This is a genomic window from Rhodococcus sp. CX (assembly GCF_015865005.1).
GTDB lineage: Bacteria > Actinomycetota > Actinomycetes > Mycobacteriales > Mycobacteriaceae > Rhodococcus.
On record NZ_JADZGH010000253.1, the window covers coordinates 17,077 to 18,183 of the forward strand.

Here is a 1,107-nt window from a genome sequence, read left to right on the forward strand (position 1 = left end):
CCTACGGCGGAGCGCTGCTCGCGGCGCTCGGAGCGGTCGGGGTGTACGCGGCGCTGCACCGGCCCGAAGCGACCGCGACCGCTGCGATCCCGACGGTGATCGCCGTCGTCGTGGGAATGCTGTTCCTGCAGTTCGCGATCCGGGCGCTGTGGACGCCGCGGGGAGGGGAGGATCCGGCGTCGCCGAACCCGGACCGCCGGCGCTTCCTGGTGGTCCTGGGCGCGGGTGTCGCGGTCGCGGTCGTGGCCGGTGCCGTCGGCCGGTATCTCGCGGATCGGCTGGCGGTGGTGCTCGAGGACCGCGACCGGTTCCGGGTGCCCCTCGCCGCGGACGCGGCACCGGCGATTCCGCCCGGCGCCGACCTGACGACCGGACCGCGCGCGGTGCCCGGCGCCACCGCCTTCGTCACGACGAACCGCGACTTCTACCGGATCGACACCGCCCTGCAGGTGCCGCGCCTCACCACCGCGGACTGGCGGCTGCGCATCCACGGCATGGCGGATCGGGAGACGACGCTCACCTGGGACGATCTCGCGGCGTTCGAGACGGTCGAGCGTCTGGTGACGCTGACGTGCGTGTCGAACGAGGTGGGCGGTGACCTCGCCGGCAACGCCCGCTGGACCGGCTACCGGATCGCGGACATCCTCGACCGTGTCGGGGTCCACCCCGATGCCGACATGTTGCTGTCCACCAGCGTCGACGGGTTCACCGTCGGAACACCCGTCGAGGTGCTGCGCGACGGTCGTGACGCGCTCCTGGCCGTCGCGATGAACGGCGAACCGCTCCCTCTCCAGCACGGTTACCCGGCGCGGCAGGTGGTGCCCGGGCTCTACGGTTACGTCTCGGCGACGAAGTGGGTCGTCGACTGGGAGCTGACCCGGTTCGACCGCGCGGAGGCCTACTGGACGCGGCGCGGCTGGGCGGCGAAGGGCCCGATCCGCACCGCCTCGCGGATCGACGTGCCGGCTCGATCCGCCCGGCTCACGGCCGGGCCCGTCGTCGTGGCCGGCACCGCGTGGGCGCAGCACCGCGGGATCGACCGGATCGAGGTCCGCGTCGACGGCGGTCCCTGGCAGGAGGCGGAACCGGCCACCGAGTACTCGGTGG

General features: G+C 73.6%; 1 pseudogene. It reads left to right on the forward strand.

Annotated elements, in window-relative coordinates:
• Positions 1-1,107, forward strand: a pseudogene (locus tag I0Q12_RS27490) (molybdopterin-dependent oxidoreductase); the annotation flags it as partial.